The 3,419-nt window shown below is 65.5% G+C and carries 3 protein-coding genes and 1 pseudogene; 1 reads left to right on the top strand and 3 read right to left on the bottom strand.

Annotated elements, in window-relative coordinates; all coding sequences use genetic code 11:
• From AC1DY5_RS47960 to AC1DY5_RS47970, 3 genes are all read right to left on the bottom strand, one after another.
• The coding region (locus AC1DY5_RS47960; protein WP_478121387.1) for a sigma 54-interacting transcriptional regulator at window positions 1-646 on the bottom strand (646 nt) is incomplete at its 3' end.
• A 17-nt stretch (window positions 647-663) separates the two neighbouring features.
• On the bottom strand, window positions 664-1,989 hold the full coding sequence (locus AC1DY5_RS47965; protein ID WP_478121388.1) for an acetate kinase: 1,326 nt from the start codon (window positions 1,987-1,989) through the stop codon (window positions 664-666).
• 644 nt (window positions 1,990-2,633) lie between these two features.
• Window positions 2,634-2,861 carry a hypothetical protein gene (locus AC1DY5_RS47970; protein WP_478121389.1) on the bottom strand — a complete coding sequence of 76 codons (228 nt, stop codon included), beginning with the start codon at window positions 2,859-2,861 and terminating at the stop codon, window positions 2,634-2,636.
• On the opposite strand from AC1DY5_RS47970, the pseudogene AC1DY5_RS47975 reads away from it, so the two are divergent.
• Window positions 2,854-3,419, top strand: a pseudogene (locus AC1DY5_RS47975) (hypothetical protein); the annotation flags it as partial. The gene AC1DY5_RS47970 and the pseudogene AC1DY5_RS47975 overlap by 8 nt on opposite strands.

Below are 3,419 nucleotides of genomic sequence, written 5' to 3' on the forward strand. Positions count from 1 at the left end.
CATGACCGAACAGTTCGGACTGGATCAAGGTCGGCGAGATGGCACCGCAATTGACGGCGACGAAGGGTCCGCCCGATCGCTGCGAACACTGGTGGATGGCGCGCGCAGCGAGTTCCTTGCCGCTGCCGCTTTCGCCGCCGATCAGCACCGGCGCCTCGGTCGCAGCGACCTTTCGGATCTGCTCGCGCAAGCGCGTGATCGCAGGTCCCTGCCCGACCATGCCGAGCGCGTCGACCGCCGACCGGCGCGCCGCTTCGTTGCGATGCCGCAGGATGGCGCGCTGCGCCGCGTGCCCCAGGATCAACTCCAGTTCACGCAGGTTGAGGGGCAGCAGCATGTGATCGAAGAAGTGCCCCAGGACCAGTTCGCGAAAGGCCGGCGATTCCAGCGCCTGGGCCTCGCAGACAGCCACCCATTCAGCCCCTGGGGAGGCCGCGACGCAAGCCTCCATCGCTGCCTCGGTCACGCCCGCCTCGGCGCCGACCACCAGCAGGCCGAGCGCGAAATGCCGATGCGCCTGCAGCCGCCCGGCAGCGGCCAGGTCGTTGACAGGGCTGACGTTCCAGCCCCTCGCAAGCAATTGCTCCGCCACCCGGCTGGAATGACCGCCGAGCGTCACGCAAAGAATGCTCCCTGGCTCCTGCATCGCGACACCACCTGTTGCTAGAACGACATGGGCACCCGGACGGTCAACTGAAGATCGGGCGTATCGCGCGTCAGACCCGCGCCCACTGTCACGTTCAGGGTGGTCTTCGGGCTGTAGCGGTACGAGTAGCCGAGCAGCAGCGAGCCCAGTTGGGTGCGCACCGAGCCGATCACGCGCTGGCCGTTCTGCTCGGTCGGACCGATCGAATACAGCTCCATGCCAAGGCTGAACGACGAACGGTCGTTGATCGACAGGCCCATGCCGAAATTCAGGCCCCACACATTGCCGGGCTTGACGTCGCCGATGAACTCTCTTTCGCCGTTCAGCACCAAGCGGCTGATGCCGCTGCGGGGGAAGTTGTAGGTGAAGTTGAGGCCGCCGAAGAACACCGCGGGGTCCGAAGGCAGCAACCAGGTGACGCCCGGCTGCAGCGAATAGAAGCCCGAGCCCGTGGCCAGGTCCAGCGGCAGGCCGGTGCCCGTGGCGTTGCCGATGCAGCGCGTCACGCAATCGGTGACGACTCCGAACGGATCCTTGCCGGTCTTTGACTTGAAGCGCAGCCCCCCGATCACGTAGGGGTTGCCATCCTTGCCATCGGTGATCTGGTAGCGGGCCGCGAACTCGGCGTCCCCCACGCCCTTGCCCTTGGTGTCGAAAACGTTGTCGAAGGCCGAGCCAGTGAAGATCTCGCGACTGATGGTGGAGTCCGAGCGCGAGACATAGGGCAGCTTGGCTTCGAACTCGAGCCGGTTGGTGGCGCCCCAGCGTCCGGTCAAGGTGCCGATGAAGGTGTTGCGCTTGAACTCCCGCACATCGACCAGTCCGATCAACAGCGCCGGGATCACCGTGTAGCCCACGAGGGCGACGCGGTTGCTCGACGAATAGCCGTAAAACAAGGAGGGCTCGAAGACGAACTTGCCCTTGGGGGTGAGGACGCCGGGTTCGTCGAACAGTTGCGCATATTGCGGTGGCTGCGGACTCTCGTCGCTGGGCGCGACACCCACCTGCACCGGCCGCGGGCCGGAATCGGCGCCTTCGCCTTCCGCCGACGGCTTTCTATCGGCAGTCTTCGTGGCTTCCGGGGGTGGTGCGCCGCGCGCCTCCTGGGTCGCGAGGCGCTCCTGCAGTTCGCGGTAGCGGGCCTCCTGCTGTTCGGACTGCTGCTTCAGCGCGTCGATCTGCCGGCCCTGCTCCTGGACCTGCTGCTGCAGCGCCTCCATGCGCTTGTTGGCACTTCGATTCGAGGAGGAAGAAGAACTCTGGGTCTGAGCCGTCGCCCCCGACCATGCCAGTGACGAACAGGCCAGCAATGCCAGCGTCCTGTACGGACCGAAGGTCTCCATTGTGTCCCTCTCTCTATGCTTCTTAGTGGCAGCGTTTCACGCAGCAGCCTAAGCGTAAATAACAACCACACCAAGCTACAAGTTGCAAACAAAGGTAAGTGATTTGTAGCAAATTCCGGGGCTGTCTCAGAAGTGTTGCACTTCTGTCCGACAACGCCGCGCCGCGCTCGCGCCGCGCGGCGTCAAGCCTGTCCTCACTGCGTCGGCCACAGACCCCGAGCGAGGCCTTGCTTCGACGACATCAACTGTCACAAGGCTGAGACGGAATGCGTGAATGGCGGAAGGCTGCCGCCGATGCAAGGGCTGTCGGCCCCTCGGAGCGAGGCCACTTCGCTACATCTAACGGCCGTCAAGGGAGTGTGACAAAGCAAGTGCAGATTGGCCTTGCCGAGCAGGCTCTCACCGCCCCGCACGCTTCGTGTGAACAGCCTGCAATGGAGGCCCTCGCCTCTGAACGCAAGCCACTGCGAAACAAGCCGTAATTTGCTGGCACCGAAGTTGCACATGGCCCTTCGATTTGCGGCGACGCACGTCAATACCAAGCTTGTTCAACTTTTTGGAGGGTTCATGAAAAAGACACTTCTGGCTTCGGCCATTGCCCTTGCCTTCGGGTTCAGTGGTTCGGTGTTAGCCAATGACACGGATCAGGACACCCACCAACGTACGACGGCGGGCAACAACACCAGCACGAGTACCAGCACCAGCACGAGCACCAGCACCAGTTCGCGCAGCAGCACGCGCAACAGCACGAGCACCAACAGGGAATCGGGTGCTGCCGATGCCAGTGCCGAGCGTTCTGCTGCCATCAACAACGGGTCCACCGCGAACTTCACCAACGCCTTCAACACAGCGAAGGCGACAGCCGTGAGCAAGCTGGAGGGCTATGTGTCTGGCAACAGGGTGTCCAACATCGGCAACTACGCCACCAACAACGGCTCTGTCGCGGGCGGCAACGGCTATGGCGGACGTGGCGGCACGGGCAAGGGCGGCGCAGCCTATGGCACGGGCACAGGCGGCAATGGCGCCACGGGCACCGGTGCGGTCGGTGCGGTGGGTGGCAGCGCATCCAACGGCGCCATCTCGCATGGCAGCGCCACGATCGGCGATTCCACGGCAGGTGACGGCGGCAACGGCCTCGGCGGCATCGCCGCAGGCCTGACCGGCAGCGGACGCGCCTCATCCAGTGGCGGCGACGGCGGACGCGGCGGCTCGAGCGGCGACAGCGGCCGTGGCGGAAGCAGCGGCAGCCTGTCGGCTGCGCTCGGCGGCAGGAGCGGCGGTGGCGGCGGTGGCGGAAGCTCCGGCAACACCTCGGCAGGCTCGGGTGGCTTTGGCGGCGGAGGCGGCGCAGGTGGTGACGGCGGCTTGGCCGGCTCAGCGGGCGGCGCGGGCGGCAATGGCGCAGCCGGCGGCGCAGGCGGCGCAGGCGG

The organism is Variovorax sp. P4_D9, from assembly GCF_056401695.1.